The organism is Pseudomonas sp. EA_65y_Pfl2_P74 (assembly GCF_963970575.1).
In the GTDB taxonomy this organism is placed as follows: domain Bacteria; phylum Pseudomonadota; class Gammaproteobacteria; order Pseudomonadales; family Pseudomonadaceae; genus Aquipseudomonas; species Aquipseudomonas baetica_A.
This window is the reverse complement of record NZ_CAXAOQ010000019.1, coordinates 45,255-67,003: the sequence shown is the minus strand read 5'-3', so window position 1 is coordinate 67,003 and position 21,749 is coordinate 45,255. Positions and strand designations below refer to the sequence as shown.

Here is a 21,749-nt window from a genome sequence, read left to right as displayed (position 1 = left end):
CTGACTGAAGGGACACCTTCGCGAGCAAGCCCGCTGCCACTCTGGATCTGCGTCGAACACAAAATTTGTGGGCACAGAGGATCAAGGGTGGGAGCGGGCTTGCTTGCGAAGCTTTTAGGGCTTTTTCGGACTTAGAACCATCTGCGCCGGCACCGTGCGCAAAATCTGTTTCTCGATTTTCAGATCGAAATCCGGATTCAATTTCTTCACCCGCTTGGTCAGCAACGTCGCCAACCAAGGGTAATCATTGGTGCGGGGCGCCTGAATGCTCACTTCACATTCGTAATTCACCACATCGGCGGCGATCGCATCGAGCTGCCGACGAAGTTTGCGGCTATCGGTGATGTTCAGCGCAACCGTAGTGCTCTCGGCGGTCGGATCAATCACCTTGGCTTTCGGCTTGGCTTCGGCTGCCAACAACGCTGCTTCGGCCTTTTCCAGTTCGGCCTTGCGCGCTTGGGTGATGGCACCGTTGACGCCACCGGTCAGCGCTGGCGCTTTCGGCATCAACGCACGCGCACGGCTCAACGCGGTAGCCGCAGCATTCACGTCCCCCTTCTGCAGCACGATCTGGCTACGACGCAGATACGCCTCGGCCAATTGCCGCTGATAGTGCTCAAGGGATTGATCGTTGGGGGTTTCGGCCTGCATGGCGGCCAACTGGTCTTCGGCAGTGGCCAATTCGCTACTGGCCAGGCTTTGCTCCAGCTGTGCGATGGCCGTAGCTCGCGCATCGGCGACTTCAGCCACCGGTGGCGTGCTTTGGCAGGCGCCCAGCAGCAGTGAAAATGCGACAAGGAGCAGATAACGGGAGGCGAACGGCTTCATTCCTGCGACTCTCTATTTGCGCAAAAAGCGAGCAAGTCTACACCCCTCGACGGGGCAGAACAAAACTCAGCAGAAACAGTGCGGCCGCCGTCACAACGATTGACGGGCCGGCCGGGGTGTCCTTGAACCACGACAGCGCCAGGCCGCCACACACAGCGAGCATGCCCAGCAGGCTTGCGCCCACGGCCATTTGCTCCGGTGAACGGGCATGACGCTGTGCCGCAGCCGCCGGGATGATCAACAGCGAAGTAATCAGCAACACCCCGACGATTTTCATCGCCACCGCGATCACCACCGCAATCAACAGCATCAGCGCCATGCGCAGACCGGCCACCGGCAGGCCTTCGACTTTGGCCAACTCTTCATGCACGGTGATCGCCAGCAATGGGCGCCACAGTGTCACCAGCAACACCAGCACCGCCGCGCTGCCGCCGAGGATCCACGCCAGATCGGTCGGGCTGATCGCCAGCAGGTCGCCGAACAGATAGGCCATCAGGTCGATCCGCACTTCATGCATGAAGCTTAGTACCACCAGCCCGAGAGAGAGCGTGCTCGGTGCGAGAATTCCCAAAAGCGTGTCGGACGCCAGTGGCTGGCGCTGTTGCAACGTCACCAGCAGCACCGCCAGCAGCAGGCAACCGACCGTTACGGCAACCGTCGGGCTGACATCCAGCACAAAGCCCAAGGCCACCCCCAACAGGGCCGCATGCGACAACGTATCGCCGAAATAGGCCATGCGCCGCCAGACCACGAAAGACCCCAACGGCCCGGCAACCAGCGCCAGCGCCAGACCTGCAAGCAGGGCATACAACAGAAAATCAGCCATGCTTGCAGTTGTCTCCATGAACGTGGGGTTGGCCCGAAACCGGGCCCTTGACCACTGAACCGTGCAGGTCGTGGGCGTGGTCATGATGGTGGTGATAGATCGCCAGGCTCTGCGCGTTCTTGCCGAACAGCTCGACGAACGCCGGATCGCCGCTGACTTGCTCGGGGTGCCCGGAGCAGCAGACGTGACGGTTGAGGCAGACCACCTGATCGGTGGTGCTCATCACCAGATGCAAATCGTGAGAAACCATCAGTACACCGCAGCCATGGCGGTCGCGCAGCCGGGTGATCAGGCTGTACAACTCGGCCTGACCGGCAACGTCGACGCCTTGCACCGGTTCGTCGAGCACTAACAGCTCCGGTTCGCGTAACAGCGCCCGGGCCAGCAGCACGCGCTGCATTTCACCGCCGGAAACGCTTTGTACCGGGCTGTCGATGACGTGTTCGGCGCCCACTTCCTTCAACGCCGCCAGTGCACGCGGGCGATCGACGCCCGGCACCAAGCGCAGAAAACGCAGCACCGAGAGCGGCAGGGTCGGGTCGACATGAAGTTTTTGCGGCATATAGCCGACGCGCAGCTTCGGCTTGCGCCAGACGCTGCCGCTGTCCGGCTTCAACAACCCGAGCACGGCGCGCACCAACGTGGTTTTGCCGGCGCCGTTGGGGCCGATCAGAGTGACGATCTGTCCCGGTTCGACGCTCAAATCGATGTTGTCCAGCACGGTCTGCCCGGCAAACGTGACGGCGACCTGCTCCAGACGGATCAGCGCGTTGCTCATCAAGCCCCCTGGCAACCGGAGCACAGGCCGACGACTTCGACGGTCTGGGCTTCGACGATGAAACCGACATCCCTGGCGCTGTTGATGATCGCGTCGCTGATGGATTTTTGTTCAAGTTCGATTGCGGCGTGGCAGTCGCGGCAGATCAGGAACTGGCCCTGATGCGCGTGCTCCGGCTGCACGCAGCCGACGAAGGCATTGAGCGAGGAAATGCGATGCACCAGGCCGTTTTCCAGAAGGAAATCCAGTGCGCGATAGACGGTCGGCGGCGCGGCGCGGCGGCCGTCCTGCTCGCTGAGTACCGCGAGGATGTCATAAGCGCCCAGCGGCTTGTGGCTCTGCCACACCAGCTCCAGCACCCGGCGGCGCAACGCGGTCAGGCGCAGGCCTTTCTGGGCGCACAAGGCATCGGCCTCGGACAAAGCACTGTGCACGCAATGAGAGTGGTCGTGGGGACGGCTGGCAATCGGTGTAATAGGCATGGGCGGCGACGAGTTTTGATAGAGACGTTATTATGTTACCCGTTCTCGCCTCCTTGAGTGGTCATCGTGTCCCGACTTTTTTCTGTTTTTGCGGCATTTGTCGCCAGTTTCCTGCTGATCGGTTCGGCTCAGGCCGAGGTCAAAGTCCTCACCAGCATCAAACCGTTGCAACTGATTGCAGCGGCGGTGCAGGACGGCGTGGCGACTCCCGAAGTGCTGCTGCCGCCGGGCGCCTCGCCACATAACTATGCCCTGCGCCCATCCGACGTACGGAAAGTGCAATCGGTGGACCTGCTCTACTGGATCGGCCCGGACATGGAAGGGTTCCTGCCGCGCGTGCTGAGCGGTCGGAAGCTGCCGAGCGTGGCGGTGCAGGATTTGCCGGGATTGAAATTGCGTCATTTCGCGCAAGACAGCCATTCCCACGCCGAAGACGCCGATGAGCATGATCACGATCACCGTCCGGGCACGCTGGACGCGCATTTGTGGCTATCGCCGGTGAACGCGCGCGTTATTGCCGACAAAATGGCAACGGATCTAAGCGCCGCCGACCCGGCCAATGCCGAGCGCTATCAGCACAACGCCAAGGCGTTCGATGAACGACTGGATGCCTTGGATCAGCGGCTCAAGAAGCGTCTGGCCAGCATTGAAGGCAAACCGTACTTCGTTTTTCACGAAGCATTTGATTACTTCGAAGACGCTTACGGCTTGAAGCACACCGGCGTGTTCAGCGTAGCGGCGGAAGTGCAGCCAGGTGCGCAACACGTGGCGGCAATGCGCAAACGCTTGCAGGAAATAGGCAAGACGTGTGTATTCAGCGAGCCGCCACTGCGCCCGCGTCTGGCGGAAACACTGGTGGCCGGTCTGCCGGTAAAACTGGCCGAGCTCGATGCGCTGGGCGGGTACACCCCGGCGACTGCTCAGGGGTATGAGCAGGTGCTGGAAAAATTGGGCAATGATCTGGCCGGCTGCCTGGAGTCTCTCTAAACCCGGCCATCTGTGTCGGCCCATTCGCGTGCGAGCCCGCTCCCACCTTGGATGTGTGCATGACACAGAACCAAGGTGGCGGGCTTGCTCGCGAAGCTTTTAAAGGGCAAACGGTAGAGGGGTGAGAACCTGCTGGCGTTGCGCCAAACGCTGCTCAAACTCCTTCGGATCGTGAATCAACACGTCCTGCCCGGCAAACTGTTCGGCCGCGATCAACCGCGACAGCCAGAACCGCACACACGCCACGCGCAGCATCGTCGGCCACAACTCAGCCTCCGCCGCCGTGAACGGCCGCAGCGCCGCATAGGCACCGAGGAAAGCCCGGGCACGCGGGCCGTCGATCAAGCCGTCATCGTCCGAACACCAGTCGTTCAAGGCAATCGCCACGTCATACAGCATCGGCCCCGAGCAGGCGTTGTAGAAGTCGATCAGACCGGTCAGGTGCGTGCCTTCGAACATCGCATTGTCGCGGAACAGGTCGGCGTGGATGTTGGCCCGTGGCAGCGCGAGAATTTTTTCTTTCTGCGCAGTGATCTCATCCAGCGCTTTGTGCAGCAGCGCACGCGGCTCGTCGGCCAGGTGCGAGAGAAACTCGGTGCCCTCTTCCAGCATCCAGTCGAGGCCACGATCGGTCGTGCGCTTGATCATGCGCTCGCCCTGGGTCGCCAGGTGCAGATGCGCCTGCAACTCGCCGACCTGCGCGCAATGCTGAGCATTGGCGACCTTGATGTGCTTGCCGGCCAGGCGCGGTTGCAGCAGCGCCGGTTTGCCCTTGAGCTCCCGCAACGCCTGGCCTTCGGTGGTGCGCAGTGCGTAAGGCACCGGCAAATCGGCTTCGTGCAGCACGTCGAGCAGGTCGATGAAGAACGGCATCTCCTGCACCGGGCCGCGCTCGACCAAGGTCAGGACAAACTCGCCCTGCTCCAGGCTGATAAAGAAATTGGTGTTTTCGCTGCCGGCGGCGATCCCCTGGAAATCAAGCAGACGGCCAAGCCCGTAAGGGGCGAGAAAGGTTTCCAGCTCGGGCCGAGCCAGGGGAGTGAACACAGACATGGTTAAAAACTGCTCAGTTCAGGCGTCGCGGTCAGGCGACGCCGATTAAAAGTCGGGAAACTTACTTCCAGGTAAAGATTTCCCACGACGGAATCAGCATATCCGGCTGGTCGGAGCGAATGTAGTTCGCGTCCGTACCATCGGCGCGCACCAGGAAATACGGTTTGCCACCCTTCGGCGTGACCTTGATCGCATAGACGAAACCACTGCGACTGTATTCCTGGATAACCTTGTCGCCTTCCGTGTGCGTGTTAATGGTAACTTCCGGCTCCTTTGACGGCGCATCATCTGCCGCCATTGCGGCCAACGGTGAGACAGCAATCAAACTGACCAGCAGCAAGCGATTTAACGTACGCATGATAACCTTGTCCCTTTGTCGTCAACGGTCCCGCTATTCTAGCGCCGGGCCCGCCGAAAAGGTTGATTCTGCTCATGAGCCAAGCCCCCCTCGTCCTGGTGGACGGTTCGTCTTACCTGTACCGCGCTTTCCACGCCCTGCCCCCGTTGACCACCTCCAAAGGCCTGCCGACCGGTGCGGTCAAGGGTGTGCTGAACATGCTCAAGAGTCTGCGCAAGCAGTACCCGGACAGCCCGTTCGCCGTGGTTTTCGACGCCAAGGGCGGGACCTTTCGCGATGAGATGTACGCCGAATACAAGGCCAATCGCCCCAGCATGCCCGACGACATGCGCGTGCAAATCGAGCCGCTGCACCAGAGCGTGATCGCTCTCGGCTTCCCGCTGCTGTGCGTGGAAGGCGTCGAGGCTGACGACGTGATCGGCACCCTGGCGCGCAGCAGCGCGGCGGCGGATCGCCCGGTGGTCATCTCCACCGGCGACAAGGACATGGCGCAACTGGTCGATGGCCACATTACCTTGGTCAATACGATGTCCGGTAGTTCGATGGACGTGGAGGGCGTGAAGGAGAAATTCGGCGTCGCTCCGGAGCAGATCATCGATTATCTGGCGCTGATGGGCGATTCGTCCGACAACATTCCGGGCGTTCCCGGCATCGGCCCAAAAACCGCGTCCGGCCTGCTGGTCGGCGTGAATGGCGGTCTCACCGAGCTGTACGCCAATCTCGACATCGTGCCGACCCTGCCGATTCGCGGCGCCAAAACCCTGCCGGCCAAGCTCGAAGAGCACAAGGAGATGGCGTTCCTCTCCTATCAACTGGCGACCATCAAGATCGACGTGCCGCTGGACGTCGAACTCGACGATTTGCAGATGCGCGCCGAAGATCAGGCCAAGCTCTACGAGCTTTACACGCTCCTGGAGTTCAAGAGCTGGATCAACGATCTCGATCGAGACGCCAAACGACTGGAATTGAGCAGCGCTGCGGCGCCTGAGCCGGCGGGCGATCTGTTCAGCACGCCAGAGGCCGAGACCCCGGCCGCTCCGGCCCAAGCCGCCTATGAGACCATCCTCGATCAGGCGCGTTTCGACGTCTGGCTGGAAAAACTCAAGAGCGCCAAGCTGTTCGCCTTCGACACCGAAACCACCGGCATCGACGCGCAGCAGGCGCAACTGGTCGGTCTGTCGTTCGCCGTGCAGGCCAACGAAGCGGCGTACATCCCGTTGACCCACTCCTACATCGGCGTGCCTGAGCAACTGGATCGTGACACCGTGCTGCGCGCGCTCAAGCCCATTCTGGAAGACCCGAACAAGCTCAAGGTCGGCCAGCACGCCAAGTTCGACATGAATATCCTGGCCAACTGCGCCATCGGCGGTGATCAGAACGAAGGCATCACCGTGCGCGGCATCGCCTTCGACACGATGCTCGAGTCCTACGTGCTCAACTCCACCGCCACCCGTCACGACATGGACAGCCTGGCGCAGAAGTACCTGGACCACACCACCGTGAGTTTCCAGGACATCGCTGGCAAAGGCGCCAAACAGCTGACGTTCGACCAGATTGCGCTGGAGCAGGCCGGGCCGTATGCCGCCGAAGACGCCGACATCACCCTGCGTCTGCACCAGACGTTGTTCGAAAAACTCAGCGCGATCCCAAGCCTGGCCAGCGTGCTGACCGACATCGAAATCCCGCTGGTACCGGTGTTGGCGCGCATCGAGCGCCAAGGGGCGTTCGTCGATGCCGAACTGCTCGGCATCCAGAGTATTGAACTGGGTAACAAAATGGTCGCACTGGAGCGCGAAGCGTTCGAGATCGCGGGGGAAGAATTCAACCTTGGCTCGCCCAAGCAACTGGGCGTGATTCTCTACGAGAAGCTCGGCCTGCCGGTACTCAAGAAAACCGCCAAGGGCCAGCCATCCACCGCTGAAGAAGTGCTGGCGAAACTGGCCGAGGACGATCACCGCTTGCCGAAAGTGCTGATGGAACACCGTTCCATGAGCAAGCTGAAAAGCACTTACACCGATCGCCTGCCGGAGCAGATCAACCCGCGTACCGGGCGCATCCATACGTCGTACCATCAGGCGGTGGCCTCGACCGGTCGTTTGTCCTCCAGCGATCCGAACCTGCAGAACATTCCGGTACGCACCGCTGAAGGCCGGCGCATCCGTCAGGCGTTCGTGGCGCCAAAAGGCTACAAACTGCTGGCGGCTGACTATTCGCAGATCGAACTGCGGATCATGGCGCACCTGTCCAAGGACGAAGGTTTGATGAACGCCTTCCGCAACAATCTGGACGTGCATACCGCAACCGCTGCCGAAGTGTTCAAGGTGGAGCTCAACGAAGTCACCTCCGACCAGCGCCGCGGCGCCAAAGCGATCAACTTCGGTCTGATCTACGGCATGGGCGCACAGAAACTCGGCAAGGACATCGGCGTCGACACCAAGACCGCCAAGGCTTACATCGATACCTACTTCGCCCGTTATCCGGGTGTTCGCGAATACATGGATCGCACCCGCGCCCAAGCGGCGGATCAAGGTTATGTCGAGACCTTCTTTGGTCGGCGCCTGTACCTGCCGGAGATCAACTCCAACAAGCCACAGGAACGCGCCGCCGCCGAACGCACGGCGATCAACGCGCCGATGCAGGGCACCGCAGCGGACATCATCAAGAAAGCCATGGTGGCGGTGGACAACTGGTTGGCGACGTCCGGACTGGACGCCAAAGTCATCCTGCAGGTGCACGATGAACTGGTGCTGGAGGTTCGCGAGGATCTGGTCGAGCAGGTCAGCGCCGAGATTCGCGTGCACATGAGCGAAGCGGCGAAACTGGATGTGCCGTTGCTGGTGGAAGTCGGCGTGGGCAACAACTGGGATGAGGCTCACTGAGCCATTTGAAACCGGCTCTGCTGCGGCATGACGTCGCGGCAGAGCCCGGAAAATGCGCTTAGTCCGAAAAGCTCTTGGGGTTATTCCAAAGCTTTTTGAAAAAAATCTGAACTAATCTGGAAGAACACGACTCAGAGTTACTGAATGGCTGGTGAAGCCCTTCGATGCTCCTATGTTGTGTTAAGTGTTGGCAGATATCTGAACCCCGCCCTAGCGGTTCGGAACTTGAACCCCGGAATTTCTCCCTCCCCAAATGAAATCCGGGGCTTTTTTTGCCCAAAAATTGCCTGCGACGCCCTTGCCAGAATGCGCCACTGACAATTTTGCAATCACTTACTCAGCCGCTGCTTCAGCGCCCTTGTCAGCCAGTTCCATCCAGCCTGCCAACACAGTGTAGGCCTCTTCCAGGCCCATGCGTTTTGGCGCCGAGAACAGCTGGATAGTGACCAGATCACCCCAACCCTTGCGAATTTCCGACTGCACTTTGAGCAGCGTGTTCTTGGCCGCGCCGTAAGTCAGCTTGTCGGCCTTGGTCAGCAGAATGTGCATCGGCATGCCGGCCGCAACGGCCCAGTCGAGCATCAACAGGTCGAAGTCGGTCATTGGATGACGGATGTCCATCATCAGAATCAACCCCTTCAAACTCTCGCGGCCACCGAGGTAAGCCTCAAGGTGACGCTGCCAGTGCTGCTTGAGCGGGATCGGCACTTTTGCATAACCGTAGCCCGGAAGGTCGACCAGACGCCGATCATCGTCTAGCTTGAAGAAGTTCAACAGTTGCGTGCGCCCCGGGGTTTTCGAGGTGCGCGCCAGGCTGGCGTGAGTCAGGGTGTTCAGGGCGCTGGATTTGCCGGCGTTGGAACGACCGGCGAAAGCCACTTCAAAGCCTTCGTCGTCGGGGCATTGATCGACTTTGGCGGCACTGAGCATGAACGTGGACTGTTGGCACAGGCCGAGGATGGGATTCTTGAGTTGCATGAGATTTCCGATGTGGGCGGCGCCGGAACGCGGTGTCGCTTCCGTTTCAGTGACGCCAGTATATAATGCCGCAGATTTTGTGTGTGCTTTGTCCCAGCGTAGGATGAAGCTCAGGAGAGCGACAGACCTTGATTGCGCATTAGAACGCAGAACGCTCTCAACCCTGAAAAGGTCGTTTTATGACGAAATGGCTGCTGGCTGCCGGAGTCCTGATACCGCTTTACAGCGCACAGGCTACACAGGAACCGGAAGCCGTGTACAACCGTGTTTGTGGTGCCTGTCATTCCGGCCAACTCCCCATGGCGCCCAAAAGAGGCGATCAGAAGGCTTGGACGCCGAGGTTGGCGAAAGGTATGGAGACGCTGGTGCAACACGTGACCCAGGGTTTCAAGGCGATGCCGCCGCGTGGTTTGTGCATGGACTGCAGTGCCGAGGATTACCAGGCCATCATCCTTTGGATGAGCGAGAGTAAGCCCGGCCCATAACTCTTAACCCTTAGCCGTAGTTGGATTAGCTGATGAACAAATTGATCGTGAGTCTGCTGTTGACCGTGGGAATCTCAGGCTTTGCCCATGCTGCCGGTGATGCCGCCGCCGGCCAGGCAAAAGCCGCCGTTTGCGGCGCCTGCCATGGCCCGGACGGGAACAGCATGGCGCCAAACTTTCCGAAACTGGCGGGTCAAGGTGAACGCTACCTGACCAAGCAACTGCACGACATCAAGTCGGGCAAGCGCACGGTTCTGGAAATGACCGGCCTGTTGACCAACCTGAGCGATCAGGATCTGGCCGACCTCGCCGCCTACTTCGCCAGCCAGAAAGGCAGCGTCGGTGCAGCGGATCCCAAGCTCGTCGCGCGCGGTGAAGCGCTGTTCCGTGGCGGCAAGCTCGATCAAGGCATGCCATCGTGCATCGGCTGCCACTCGCCCAATGGCGCTGGCAACGCAGCTGCCGGCTTCCCGCATCTGGGTGGCCAACACGCTCAGTACATCGCCAAGCAGTTGACCGATTTCCGTGAGGGTGATCGCACCAACGATGGCGACACCATGATCATGCGCAGCATCGCTGCCAAGCTCAGCAACAAGGACATCGAGGCAGTCTCCAGCTACATTCAAGGCCTGCACTGATCGCCTTGATTCGAGCGTTGCGGGTGATGCACATCGCCTGCAACGTTAACGCTCGATTAATCCTTCCCAGCAAGTATAAAAAGGGTGGCTTTGGCCGCCCTTTTTTGTGGCCGCTGCCGTTACACTACAGAACTCATGCCCGCCAGGACCTGTCAGAAAACAGGTCGCGCGAGGCGACCCAAATTGTCCAGGAGTAAAGCATGCGTAATCTGATCATCAGCGCCGCCCTCGTCGCTGCCAGCCTGTTCGGCGTGACCGCCCAGGCCGCTGAAGCCCCTGCCGCACCTTATGTTGAACTGGCTAATCCGGTGCCAGTGGCAGAGCCTGGCAAGATCGAAGTGGTCGAGCTGTTCTGGTATGGCTGCCCGCATTGCTATGCCTTTGAGCCCGTGATCAACCCATGGGTTGAAAAGCTGCCTAAAGATGTGAATTTCGTGCGCATTCCTGCCATGTTCGGCGGCCCATGGGACGCTCACGGTCAGATGTTCCTGACCCTGGAAGCCATGGGCGTCGAACACAAGGTTCACGCCGCGGTATTCAACGCCATCCAGAAAGAACACAAGAAGCTGACCGACAAGAACGACATGGCTGACTTCCTCGCCACCCAGGGCGTGGACAAAGACAAGTTCCTGGCAACCTTCGACTCGTTCGCCATCAAAGGTCAGATCCGCAAAGCCAAAGAACTGGCCAAGAAGTATGAAATCTCCGGTGTTCCAACCATGATCGTCAACGGTAAGTACCGCTTCGACATCGGCTCCGCCGGTGGTGCCGAGCAGGCTCTGCAACTGGCTGATCAACTGGTCGCCAAAGAGCGAGCGGCTAACAAGGCTGCTGCCAACTAAGCGCGGCAACCGTCATGCGCCGCTGGAAAACCGAACGCATCGTTGGCCTGCATGATCCGCAGGTCAACGAGCATCACCTGGCGTCTACGGGTCTGCCAGCAGACCAGCGTCTGCGCTTGCTCAGTTTCAACATTCAGGTTGGCATCAGCACCGAGCGTTATCGCCATTACCTGACCCGAAGCTGGCAGCATTTTCTGCCGCACACCGGGCGCTCAGGCAATCTGCAAAAGATCGGCGACCTGCTCGGCGATTTCGATCTGGTCGCCCTGCAGGAAGCCGATGGCGGCAGCCTGCGCTCAGGCTACGTCAATCAGGTCGAACATCTGGCCCACCTCGGCGCCTTCCCTTACTGGTATCAACAACTCAATCGCAACCTCGGCCGACTGGCTCAGCACAGCAATGGCGTGCTCAGTCGTCTGCGCCCATGGGCGATTGAAGATCACCCGCTGCCCGGCCCGAAAGGTCGCGGCGCGATCCTGCTGCGCTTCGGCGAAGGGCCGGAAGCGCTGGTGGTGGTGATGATGCACCTGGCCCTCGGCGCGCGCGTGCGCAGCCTGCAACTGGCCTACATTCGCGAGCTGATCGGTGGTTACAAGCACCAGGTGTTGATGGGCGACATGAACACCCATGCCAGCGATTTGCTGCAACACTCGCCGTTACGCGATCTCGGCTTGCTGGCCCCGCAGGTGGAAGCGACATTCCCCAGCTGGCGACCTCAGCGCTGCCTTGATCATATTTTGCTCAGCCCGACCCTGACCCTGGAAAAGGTCGAAGTGCTGGCCCAACCGATTTCCGATCACCTGCCGGTCGCGGTGGAGATTCGTTTGCCGGGTTCGCTCACGGCCGATGCATTCCCCGCGTTGAGTCCTGCCCCTCGCGGAACCCCTGAATGAGCGACGACGCCCAGCGCTGGAAAGAGAAGTACCTCAAAAGCATCGAACAACAGGACAAACTTGAGCGCCGCTGGGCCGCCCGGCTCGACTTGCTGCGTCGTGGGCTGGTGCGCAGCACGCTGGCGGCCGAAGGCACCGACCGCGTCGTTGATCAATGCATGAAAGAGATGCGCGACGTGGTGCGCACCGACGACATGGATGCCGGCCTCGCCGCCCTGTTGCCACGCCTGGAAAAAGCCGTGCTCGATTCCGAGCAGCGTCGCGAAACCCGGATTGAACAGGTCAGCACCGCGCTGACCGCGCTGGTCGCTCAGTTGCAATCCTTGCCGTTGCCAAGGGACGTCGCTCAACCGCTGAAAAAATTCGCCAAACAATTGGACGGCCGGGTGGGTCAGGCCCGCGAAATGCCGCTGCTGCTGAGTGAGCTGAGCGGTTTGCAAGGCAAAGCCTTGAGCCAGTTGGAGACGCAGGCAGAACCGGGGCGCCCGGGATTGTTCCAACGCTTGTTTGGCAGTCGTGACACTGAGGAGACGCCAGCGTCAGCCCCAGAAGCGCCTGCGCAGGAAACACCCAAAGAGCCGTCGCTCGCCGCCGCGGCGCCCGAGTCCGAGCCCATAGCGGTCGCTCCCACCGACATCAGCGAACCACTCCCTGCGGCTCCTGTGCTTGAGCAAGCAGCGCCAGCCGTAGCGATCGAAACACCCGCGCCAACGACCCCGATTCAGGCCGAACCGCAAGTACTCGCCTTTGTGCCGCCCAAGGTCGCCGTTGAAGTGGTCAGCGCCCCGACCGAAGCAGAAATAATCGAGCCTGAGCCTGAAGTCATTGCCGCGCCAGCTCCGCCCCCGGTCATCCCCGCAAACCTGAACCCCGACGAGTTGATCCACCCCGGTGATCCAACGCCGATGATCCTCGACAGCCTGCCCTTGCCCGAGCCAATCGCTCAGGCCTTGGCAGCCATCGACCCGGAGCAATCCGAGGACGATATCCTGTTCGCTCTGCCTGACTCCCCAGAGCCGTCCTACAGCTCGGTGGCCAAGCACATCGAAGACACGCTGATCGGCCTGCTCGACGACCTGACCCTGCCCGAACGTCACCGTCCGCAAGCCGAAGCCATGCGCGACCGGCTCAAGCACGGCCTGAACTGGTACGAATTGATCCCGATCCTCGACGATCTCGCGACGTTGATGCTGGCCATCACCGACAGTGGCCAGCACGAATTTGAAGTGTATCTGCAGCAACTCAACGAACGCCTCGAAGCATTCCAGAGCAACCTGCAAGCCGCCAGCGATGGCCATGCCGACAACAGCTCGGCGGCGCGGGCCATGGACACGCAGATCCGTGAGCAAGTCGACGGCTTGCAGACCAGCGTGCAGGAAGCGGCAGATCTGGATGACCTCAAGCAAGTGCTGGAAAACCATCTAGAAGGTTTGCTCGGCACCATGGATCAGCACCAGAAGCAGCGCGATGCCCGCGAGCAGGAAGTGGCGGCGCGACTCAAAGGTCTGTCCGAACGTGTGGCCCATATGGAGCAAGAGGCTCAGGGCTTTCGCGAGCACCTTGAAGAACAACGCCAAAAGGCCTTGATCGACCCGCTCACCGGCCTGCCCAACCGCGCCGCGTGGAGCGAACGCCTCGAACATGAAATCAAGCAATGGCAGCAACACGGCAACACCTTGAGCCTGGCGATGCTCGACCTTGATCACTTCAAACGGATCAACGACAACTATGGCCACCTGGCCGGCGACAAGGTGCTGAAGATCATCGCCACCGTGCTGCGCAAGCGTCTGCGCGGCTCTGACTTCATCGCTCGTTTCGGCGGCGAAGAGTTCGTTCTGCTGCTACCGGCCACCCCGCCAGCGGTCGGCGCAAAATTGCTGGAAACCCTGCGGGCAGCCGTCGAGGCGTGTCCGTTCCACTTCAAGGGCGAACGGGTCACGATCACCCTTTCGATGGGACTCGCCTCGTTCAGAGCGGGAGAACACAGCGATCTCGTCATCAAAAGAGCCGATCAGGCGCTTTATCGCGCGAAAGATGCCGGGCGCAACCGGATCGAACTGGGCTGAGCAAATTGTTCCATTTTGTTTAAATCCACCCGCTGATCATCTAGACGCAAGTCAGTACGTTACACTGTTGCATTACTGACTTGCGTGTATTGCCCTCTGCCATGAAATTCTTTGCCCTCCTCGCGTCACTGCTCGTTCTTGCCGGTTGTGCCAGCGGCCCGCGTTACGACACCAGCCATCCTTCAGCCAATCACGACAGCCGCATCCAGTTCGTAGTCGTGCATTACACCTCCGCTTCGCTTGAGCGCTCGCTGCAATTGCTGACCCACGGCGAAGTCAGCAGCCATTACCTGATTGGTGATGATAAAAACGCGACGGTCTACAAATTGATGGATGAACGTCAGCGCGCCTGGCACGCCGGCGAAAGCCAATGGCAGGGCCGCACCTGGCTCAACTCAAGCTCCATCGGTATCGAAATCGTCAATCCGGGTTTCAAGGACACCCCGACCGGACGCCTGTGGTATCCCTACAGCGAAGCGCAGATTCAAGCCTTGATCGTTCTGCTCAAGGACATCAGCAAGCGTAATGGCATCAGCCCACGCCACATCATCGGTCACAGCGACATTGCGCCCTTGCGCAAGCTCGATCCGGGGCCGTTGTTCCCCTGGAAGCGACTCGCCGAACAAGGCCTTGGCGTGTGGCCCAATGAACAAGCCGTGGCCCGTCAGCAGGCACTGTTCAACAGCCGCGAACTGCCGAGCATCAGCTGGTTCCAGGAGCAACTGGCCCATTTGGGTTACGACACTCCGCAGACCGGCGAACTGGACGTTGCGACGCGTCATGTAATCGCTGCGTTCCAGATGCATTTCCGCCCCGCGCGTTTCGACGGCACACCGGACGCGCAAACGGCAGCACTGTTGCTGGTACTCAACCAGACAAAATAATGACGCCCGCCCGACGGTCAGGGCAAATGCGCAATCAGCAGCTATAACTCATTGGTAACTCTTCGGATATTCCATGATGGTTGCTACCCGAGAGACACTGCGTAGCTGGTTTTATCGCCCTTGGTTTTTGGCGATGATCGCGGCTGTCCTCAGCACCTGCCTGTTGATCGCTGGCACAATGTTCATCGCCACGCGCTATGTCGAGCAAAGTGAAAGCCAGGAAATGAACGCTCAGGGCGAACGTTTTCTCGCACGCCTCGAGCAACTGTTCGGCCAGTTGCGCGAAAGTCTCGACGATCTGGAAGCCCAGCCGTTGCGCCGTTGCGATGACGAAATGATCGCCACGCTGCAGCAAGTCACCTTCAACTACCGCTTCGTCTACGAGGCCGCTTACAAAGACGCCACGCGCACCTGCTCCAACCGTCCACGGCAGGAAGGCCTGTCGGTCGCGCGCCCTCCCGACATCAAAGGCCCGACCTACAGCTATTGGCTGAACACCACCACCGAACCCGATGAAAACCGTGCCGCGCTGATGCTCGGGCGTGGCAATTTTCGTGTGGCGACCTCGCGCGGACACTTGACGGACATGGTTGACCTGTCGCCCGGCAGCAGCTTGCTCGTGGTGCTGGATCATGGCACCCGAGCGATCCCGGTTCTGGGGACGGCTCAGGCCTGGCCCCCCGCAGAAACCTGGCCGAAAAAAAGCCGCGATGTTTTGCAAATCACCCAGAACCGGTTGATCTACCGGATGCCCACTGACAATCCGCAATACCAACTGGTGCTGATCACGCCGAGGAGCGCCTTGCACATCCCTGCCATCTGGTGGTGGATGATTCCAGCCTGTGCGCTACTGGGTGCGTTCTTGGGTTTTTTTGTGTTTTTACTGGTGCGCCAGCGCCAGTCGCTGGACGCCGAACTGCACGGGGCCATCCGCCGGGGCGAGTTGCAGGTGCTCTATCAACCGATCTTCGACCTTGACAGCCGCAACTGCGTTGGCGCCGAAGCCCTGCTGCGCTGGCGGCGCCCTGACGGCACGTTAACCAGCCCTGATCTGTTTATCCCCATGGCGGAAAATACCGGGCAGATCCGCCAGATGACCGACTTCGTCCTCCAGCGCTTGCTCGAACAACTGGGGCCGGTGTTGCGCGCCAACCCGCAGTTGTACATCTCAGTGAATCTCGCGGCCTGCGACGTGATGGTGCCGCGCATCGGTCAGGTCATGGCGCGGCTGTTGACGCTGCACCGGGTCGCTGCGCGGCAGATTGCCTTCGAAGTCACCGAACGCGGTTTGATCGATGTGGTGGTGGCGCGGGAAAACCTGCAAGCGTTGCGCAATGTTGGCCATCAAGTGTTGATCGATGATTTCGGCACCGGCTATTGCAGCCTCGCGTACCTGCAAACCCTGCCGGTGGACTGCCTGAAGATCGACAAGGCCTTCATCGATGCACTCGGCCATGACGCTGCCAGCAGTGGTGTTGCGCCGCACATCATTCACATGGCCCAGGCACTGGATTTGAAGGTAATTGCCGAAGGGATCGAGCTTGAGTCACAAGCCGAACTGCTCAGCAGCGAAGGTGTGAAGTTCGGTCAGGGCTGGCTGTTCGCCCATGCGCTGAGCGCGGTGCAGTTCATTGAACTGATCACCCGTGGGCGACGCCTTGCAGGACGCCGAATGGATGACGAGGCCTAAACCGCCAGCGCCATATAGAACTGCGTGCCCTGCCCCGGCCGCGAATAAACCCCCATCCGCCCGCCATGCAACTGAACGATTTCCTTGCACAGCGCCAATCCGAGCCCGGCGCCGCCCTTCTTGCGCCCGACCTGCACGAACGGTTCGAAGATCCGCCCCTGTTGACCGTAGGCAATGCCTTCGCCATTGTCTTCAACGCTGATAATCACACGCTCGCCATGACGGCGCGCCTGCAAGCGAATCTGGCCATCGCGAGCAGTGTGACGCAGGGCATTGTCGATCAGATTGTCGAGCACCCGATCCAGTTGCGCCTGATCGGCCTGCAGATGCGGCAATACCCCTTGCACCTCCACCTCCAATGAGACGCCTTTTTCCGCTGCCGTTTCGGCAAACCGCAACTGCGCCTGCCTCAGCAAATCCTCAATGGAACAGGGCGCCAGCGTCAGCTTCTGCAAACCGTTCTGGTAACGCGAGAAGTTCAGCAAGTCATTGATCAACTGCATCAGGCGCTGCATTTCTTCGTTGACGGTGTCGAGCAGGTCGGCTTCGCGAGACTCTGCTGGAAACTTCGCCCGCTCACGGAACAGACCAAACGCCATGTGCATACCGGTGACCGGGGTGCGCAACTCATGGGAGGCACGCAGCACAAACTCGCTGCGCACCCGTTCGAAGGCCCGTTGCTCGGTGACGTCGTGCAACACCATCACTGCGCCGAGGATATGGCCCTGGGTGTGGCTGACCGGCGTCAGGCTATACGTCAGCAAGCGGGATTCGCCGTCGACCTCGATGCTCAAATCCTCCGGCGCTCGCTCCAGGGTGCCACCACGCAACACCAGTTGCAGTTGTGCATCCAGTTCCGGCCGCTCAAGAGCGCTGGCCAAGCCTTGGCCCAGACGGTCATCGTCCCAGCCCAATTGACGCTGGGCGACCGGATTGAGGTGCTCTAGATGCCCGTCACGATCAATCATCAGCAATCCGTCATCGATGCAGTCGAGTACGGCCTGCAACCGTTGCTGGCCGGCCAACAGTTCGTCGACGTTGGTGGCCTGATGCTCGCGCAGCGCTTGCGCCATCAGGCCAAAACGACGGGACAGCAGATTCACTTCCATCGCTGTCGATGTCGGCAGGGTCACTTCAAAATTGCCCTGACCTATATTGTCAGCCGCTTTGGCCAATGCCTCGATGGGCGCACCAATGCGCCGGGCAATTGCGTGCGCAGTCACGAAACCGATGATCAACACCGCCAGCCCCACCAGCCCGAGCAGGCCAGCGATCAAAAGTGCCCGGTCACGGGCCTCGTGCTGCACCGCGTTGACGTTATCCAGCGCGTGCTTGTGCTCGGTGATCAATCCGTTGCGCAACGTGTTGAAGCGCTCTCTAAGATCACGATTGTTACTGAGCACGTTGGTCGGGTCGCGGGACAGATCGAATGCCTTGAGAAAACTCAGATAGTCCGACTTGGCCTGTTTGAAGCCGTACTCTCTGGCCTCCCCTCCTACTTCTTGCGCAATACCTTCATCCAGTAATTGCAGGTAACGCTGCCTGGACGCCTCGAACGCCGCAGGGTCGGGCTTCTCCGCAAGCATAAGCACCAACTGGTCGCCGAGGGTCTGGCGCAGTTTGAGTCCCAGATCCAGGGTCAAGAAGTTGCTGCTAATCGTCGCTTCCTGAGTCCTGGCCATTTGCATCACGCTGACCAGCCCGAGCAGCAGCCCGAGCAAGGCCACAGTAATCAACGCGGAAATACTGAGGAACAGACGCGTGCGCAACTTCACCGCCGGTTTCATCGTCGCGCACTCACAGGTTGTACTGCTTGCGCTTGCGATACAGGGTAGAGGCGTCGATGCCCAGGGTTTTCGCCGCTTGATCCAGCGTGCCGGCAGTGGCCAGCACCGCGCCAATGTGGGCTTTTTCCAACTCGTCCAGGCTCAGCGCCGCGCCGACCCTTGGCGCATTGTTCGCGGGTTGTTCGGCCATACCCAAGTGAGTGATTTCAACACGCTCCTGCGGGCAGATGATGCTCGCCCGCTCGACCACGTTGCGCAGTTCACGAATGTTGCCCGGCCAGCGATAGCCCAGCAGCGCCTCACGGGCCTCATCGCTGAACCCCCGTGCGGGGCGTGCATACTCTTTGACGAAGCGTGCAAGGAAACGGTCGGCCAGGGTCAGGATGTCTTCGGCACGCTCGCGCAGTGGCGGCAGATGCAGAGTAATGACGTTGAGGCGATACAACAGGTCTTCACGGAAGCGGCCATCGCGCACCATGTCTTCAAGATTGAGGTTGGTCGCCGCCAAAATCCGCACATCGGCGCGTCGGGTCACCGGATCCCCTACCCGTTCGTATTCTTTGTCCTGAATGAAACGCAGCAACTTGGGTTGCAATGTCAGGGGAAAATCGCCGATCTCGTCGAGAAACAACGTGCCGCCGTCGGCTTGGTTCACGCGACCCAAGGTACTTTCGCTGGCCCCGGTAAAGGCTCCACGGCTGTGACCGAACAGCTCGCTTTCCATCAATTCCGCCGTCAGCGACGGGCAGTTGATGGTCACGCAGGATTTCTTCTCGCGCTTGCTCCAGCCATGGATCGCCCGGGCCAGTTCACCCTTACCGGTGCCGGACTCACCCAGAATAAGAATGTTGGCGTCGGTGCCCGCCACCTGACGGGCGGTCTCCAGTACGACTTTCATCGCCGGGCTGTGGGAGTCGAGACCATCCTTGGGTTTGCGAATCTCGCCCTCGAGCGCTTCCAGACGTGCCGAGAGTTGGCGCACTTCCAGTTGCTTGGCAGTGGCCAGACGCAACTGGTCAGGGCTGCATGGTTTCACCAGATAATCGGCGGCACCGGCCTGAATCGCATCAACGGCGGTATCGACAGCGGAATGCGCGGTAACGATGACCACACGCATCCAAGGTGCCTGAACGCGCATTTGCGCCAGCACGTCGAGGCCATTGTCCTCGCCCAGACGCAAATCAAGGAAACACAGGTCGAACACCTGGCGCTGCAGCAATGCATCGGCCTGAGCGGCGCTGTTGGCGGTGGCCACTGTATAGCCTTCGTCTTCGAGGCAATAACGGAAGGTGCGCAGGATGGCGGACTCATCGTCCACCAGCAGAATGCGGCCTTGATGCTCAGTGGCAGATTCCATTTTTCCTACGCTCCATAGTGATTGGTCTTGAGTTAGTCCCGAAAAAATCGGGCAAGTTGCATGGTTGATTCTGAACGATGCCAGCCATAGGAGGGTAGCTCTCTCATGCCTTTACGGCTAATCCACTGATTTTGTTGAATTTTTAAACAATCACCGATTTGCAGGGCGTTCCCTGCGTCCTTTTCTGACATCCACGACCTGCTCTCAATTCAATAAGAATGAAAACTCCTACGAAATAATCGTGCAATCCGCACGACCACAGATGACCCATCGTGCAGGATGCGTCTCCAATTATTTTCAGACTACATTTAAGTTATTGATTTTATTGTATTTTTTTCATTCAAAAAACTGGCATGCAGGCTGCAATACCTCACTCATCCCGGGCAGATCAGAACTGCCCCAAACGAACAAGCGTGAGGAACCCAGGATGACTCGCCAACGTGCCGCCCAAGTGCGTATCTCGCCACTGCATCTCCAGCAAGGCCTGTTTGGCGTACTTGCGCTGTTGATCACGTTGATCGTGTGCCAGCAATACCTGCGCTGGGAAAACAGCCAGAAGCCTGAGCCGCTGATCTCGATCCAGCACAGCACGCAGAAACACTTCAGCGCCGTCAGCAGCAGCCAGGCCGAGAGCGCCTCGATGCGCATGATGGACGTCGATCAAGCGCAGCCACTCAATGAGTTGCCACGCGAAGAACGTTGGGTTTTCTGACGGATTAAACAGATTCGGGCGCAACGCGCCGGAACACGCAACATCCCTAAATAGAGAAGTAAGGAGAATCACCATGTTGAGTTGGGCAATTACGTTCTTGATCATTGCCATCATCGCCGCCGTATTGGGCTTCGGTGGTATCGCGGGCACCGCCACGGGTATCGCCAAGATCCTCTTTGTCGTGTTCCTGGTGATGTTCATCGCTTCCTTCTTCTTTGGCCGTCGCGGCCGAGGTTAACGATGAGTGCGCTTGCGTTTAAGACACTGGCAGCCGCCCTGCTTCTGGGCGGTAGTGCCATGGCGATGGCGGCCAATGATGGCCAGACAAGGGCCAACGAGTTGTTGAGCTCCGATGCGCAATACAGGGAAACCTGGGAAGGCGTGGTGAAGAAGGAAGAGCGCCTGCCGGAGTGGGTGATGAACCTCTCTGGCACGCCTGACCAACAGATGACTGCCGTGACGGAAGATGGCGACAAGTATCTGGTCGGGCCTCTCTGCGAATCCGCAGACAAATGCCTGAACCACCGCTTGATCGTCGCGTTCAGTTTCGACAAGAAAGACGCTTACGCCATGCTCGTCGATGTGCCCGAAGGACTGCCGGCCGACAAGTCGCCAACGCGACATGCCACCTACCGCTTCCTCGGCAATCCCGACGAGGGCATGCAGGATCTGCTGATGGAAACCCTGAAGAAAGATCCGAACTGGTATTAGGTTTCGAACATAAGGGCAGCACCCCCCGCTGCTCTTTATTGCACCTGCCCGAGGAGGGCCGGCGCATGACCAAGGGGCCGGGACGCTCTGACTGTTACAGGGTCGCAGTGACCTACGGGTACAAGGAGTGCCTGCGAGAGGGCCGGGTCAGGGGAAAAAAGCTGCGCCGCAAGTTCGCCAGCCCTCTGTGGCTTGACGGACTTGCGCTGAGCTTTCAAACCATCAAAACATTGATCCAGAGCGCCCAGCTCATCTTGTCCATCGCTCACACTGCGCGCGAAAACATTACGCGGTGTTTCCGGGCGACCGTATATCGAGAAAGATACCGTTTAAACAGTAGGACTATTGGTCTTGTAACGTAGGCCTTTTCCGAAATTTTACGTCGAAATTCCTCGTTCAAAAAACAACCCACCTTACGCCGAAATGGCCGGTTCACGGCACTTTTGCTGGCTTAAATGGCGTAATCGAACCGATTGGGACGCGAGTTTCAATTAAAAAATCTCATGCCGATTCAG

The 21,749-nt window shown here is 59.6% G+C and carries 21 protein-coding genes; 12 read left to right on the top strand and 9 right to left on the bottom strand.

The annotated features are described in order from the left end of the window. Positions 1-114 precede the first annotated feature (114 nt). From AACY18_RS16640 to AACY18_RS16625, 4 genes are read right to left on the bottom strand one after another with little or no spacing between them, the layout of a single operon-like run. Entirely contained in the window at positions 115-828 is a 714-nt protein-coding gene (locus AACY18_RS16640; protein WP_339465415.1) for a PA5502 family lipoprotein, read from the bottom strand. A 37-nt stretch (positions 829-865) separates the two neighbouring features. Then, entirely contained in the window at positions 866-1,654 is a 789-nt protein-coding gene (gene znuB / locus AACY18_RS16635) for a zinc ABC transporter permease subunit ZnuB (protein ID WP_339432374.1), read from the bottom strand. After that, positions 1,647-2,432 carry a zinc ABC transporter ATP-binding protein ZnuC gene (gene znuC, locus AACY18_RS16630; RefSeq protein WP_339432373.1) on the bottom strand — a complete coding sequence of 262 codons (786 nt, stop codon included), beginning with the start codon at positions 2,430-2,432 and terminating at the stop codon, positions 1,647-1,649. The genes znuB and znuC overlap by 8 nt, the downstream gene beginning before the upstream one ends. After that, on the bottom strand, positions 2,432-2,914 hold the full coding sequence (locus tag AACY18_RS16625; protein WP_339432372.1) for a Fur family transcriptional regulator: 483 nt from the start codon (positions 2,912-2,914) through the stop codon (positions 2,432-2,434). The genes znuC and AACY18_RS16625 overlap by 1 nt, the downstream gene beginning before the upstream one ends. Positions 2,915-2,980: 66 nt before the next feature. Between AACY18_RS16625 and znuA the strand changes: the two genes are divergently transcribed. After that, positions 2,981-3,901, top strand: a complete 921-nt coding sequence (gene znuA, locus AACY18_RS16620; protein WP_339432371.1) for a zinc ABC transporter substrate-binding protein ZnuA — start codon at positions 2,981-2,983, stop codon at positions 3,899-3,901. A gap of 99 nt (positions 3,902-4,000) precedes the next feature. On the opposite strand, the gene AACY18_RS16615 is transcribed toward znuA, so the two are convergent. Then, positions 4,001-4,954 carry a homoserine kinase gene (locus AACY18_RS16615; protein WP_339432370.1) on the bottom strand — a complete coding sequence of 318 codons (954 nt, stop codon included), beginning with the start codon at positions 4,952-4,954 and terminating at the stop codon, positions 4,001-4,003. A gap of 61 nt (positions 4,955-5,015) precedes the next feature. Next, positions 5,016-5,312, bottom strand: coding sequence for a DUF2782 domain-containing protein (locus tag AACY18_RS16610; protein WP_339465414.1), 297 nt, complete (start codon positions 5,310-5,312; stop codon positions 5,016-5,018). Between the two features lie 74 nt (positions 5,313-5,386). On the opposite strand from AACY18_RS16610, the gene polA reads away from it, so the two are divergent. Further along, entirely contained in the window at positions 5,387-8,191 is a 2,805-nt protein-coding gene (gene polA / locus AACY18_RS16605; protein WP_339465412.1) for a DNA polymerase I, read from the top strand. 333 nt (positions 8,192-8,524) lie between these two features. Here polA and yihA read toward each other — a convergent pair whose 3' ends face one another. Continuing rightward, complete coding sequence (gene yihA / locus AACY18_RS16600) at positions 8,525-9,169, bottom strand: ribosome biogenesis GTP-binding protein YihA/YsxC (protein ID WP_123455004.1); 645 nt, start codon at positions 9,167-9,169, stop codon at positions 8,525-8,527. Positions 9,170-9,348: 179 nt separating this feature from the next. Here yihA and AACY18_RS16595 point away from each other — a divergent pair, with 179 nt between their 5' ends. The 7 genes from AACY18_RS16595 to AACY18_RS16565 all read left to right on the top strand — a co-directional run bounded on the left by AACY18_RS16595 (position 9,349) and on the right by AACY18_RS16565 (position 16,667). Then, positions 9,349-9,654 carry a c-type cytochrome gene (locus tag AACY18_RS16595; protein ID WP_339432366.1) on the top strand — a complete coding sequence of 102 codons (306 nt, stop codon included), beginning with the start codon at positions 9,349-9,351 and terminating at the stop codon, positions 9,652-9,654. A 32-nt stretch (positions 9,655-9,686) separates the two neighbouring features. Further along, positions 9,687-10,292 carry a c-type cytochrome gene (locus AACY18_RS16590; RefSeq protein WP_339432365.1) on the top strand — a complete coding sequence of 202 codons (606 nt, stop codon included), beginning with the start codon at positions 9,687-9,689 and terminating at the stop codon, positions 10,290-10,292. A 200-nt stretch (positions 10,293-10,492) separates the two neighbouring features. Next, entirely contained in the window at positions 10,493-11,134 is a 642-nt protein-coding gene (locus AACY18_RS16585) for a thiol:disulfide interchange protein DsbA/DsbL (RefSeq protein WP_339432364.1), read from the top strand. A 14-nt stretch (positions 11,135-11,148) separates the two neighbouring features. Next, entirely contained in the window at positions 11,149-12,027 is an 879-nt protein-coding gene (locus tag AACY18_RS16580) for an endonuclease/exonuclease/phosphatase family protein (protein ID WP_339432363.1), read from the top strand. Continuing rightward, positions 12,024-14,093: a GGDEF domain-containing protein gene (locus AACY18_RS16575; RefSeq protein ID WP_339432362.1), complete on the top strand. Its 2,070-nt coding sequence runs from the start codon at positions 12,024-12,026 to the stop codon at positions 14,091-14,093. Before AACY18_RS16580 ends, AACY18_RS16575 begins: the two co-directional genes overlap by 4 nt. Positions 14,094-14,194: 101 nt before the next feature. Then, entirely contained in the window at positions 14,195-14,977 is a 783-nt protein-coding gene (locus AACY18_RS16570) for an N-acetylmuramoyl-L-alanine amidase (protein WP_339432361.1), read from the top strand. Positions 14,978-15,053: 76 nt separating this feature from the next. Beyond that, on the top strand, positions 15,054-16,667 hold the full coding sequence (locus AACY18_RS16565; protein WP_339432424.1) for an EAL domain-containing protein: 1,614 nt from the start codon (positions 15,054-15,056) through the stop codon (positions 16,665-16,667). On the opposite strand, the gene AACY18_RS16560 is transcribed toward AACY18_RS16565, so the two are convergent. Together AACY18_RS16560 and algB are read right to left on the bottom strand one after the other, a co-directional pair. Further along, positions 16,664-18,454 carry a KinB sensor domain-containing domain gene (locus AACY18_RS16560; protein WP_339432360.1) on the bottom strand — a complete coding sequence of 597 codons (1,791 nt, stop codon included), beginning with the start codon at positions 18,452-18,454 and terminating at the stop codon, positions 16,664-16,666. The two genes, AACY18_RS16565 and AACY18_RS16560, sit on opposite strands and share 4 nt — an antisense overlap. A 10-nt stretch (positions 18,455-18,464) precedes the next feature. Beyond that, the gene (gene algB, locus AACY18_RS16555; RefSeq protein ID WP_047597026.1) at positions 18,465-19,811 is read right to left on the bottom strand and encodes a sigma-54-dependent response regulator transcription factor AlgB; all 1,347 of its coding nucleotides are present in this window, start codon (positions 19,809-19,811) and stop codon (positions 18,465-18,467) included. A 427-nt stretch (positions 19,812-20,238) separates the two neighbouring features. On the opposite strand from algB, the gene AACY18_RS16550 reads away from it, so the two are divergent. The 3 genes from AACY18_RS16550 to AACY18_RS16540 all read left to right on the top strand — a co-directional run bounded on the left by AACY18_RS16550 (position 20,239) and on the right by AACY18_RS16540 (position 21,234). Continuing rightward, positions 20,239-20,523, top strand: a complete 285-nt coding sequence (locus tag AACY18_RS16550) for a hypothetical protein (protein WP_339432358.1) — start codon at positions 20,239-20,241, stop codon at positions 20,521-20,523. 73 nt (positions 20,524-20,596) lie between these two features. Next, positions 20,597-20,761: a DUF1328 domain-containing protein gene (locus AACY18_RS16545; RefSeq protein ID WP_003177151.1), complete on the top strand. Its 165-nt coding sequence runs from the start codon at positions 20,597-20,599 to the stop codon at positions 20,759-20,761. Positions 20,762-20,763: 2 nt separating this feature from the next. Further along, complete coding sequence (locus AACY18_RS16540) at positions 20,764-21,234, top strand: inhibitor of vertebrate lysozyme family protein (RefSeq protein ID WP_339465411.1); 471 nt, start codon at positions 20,764-20,766, stop codon at positions 21,232-21,234. Positions 21,235-21,749: the final 515 nt, after the last annotated feature.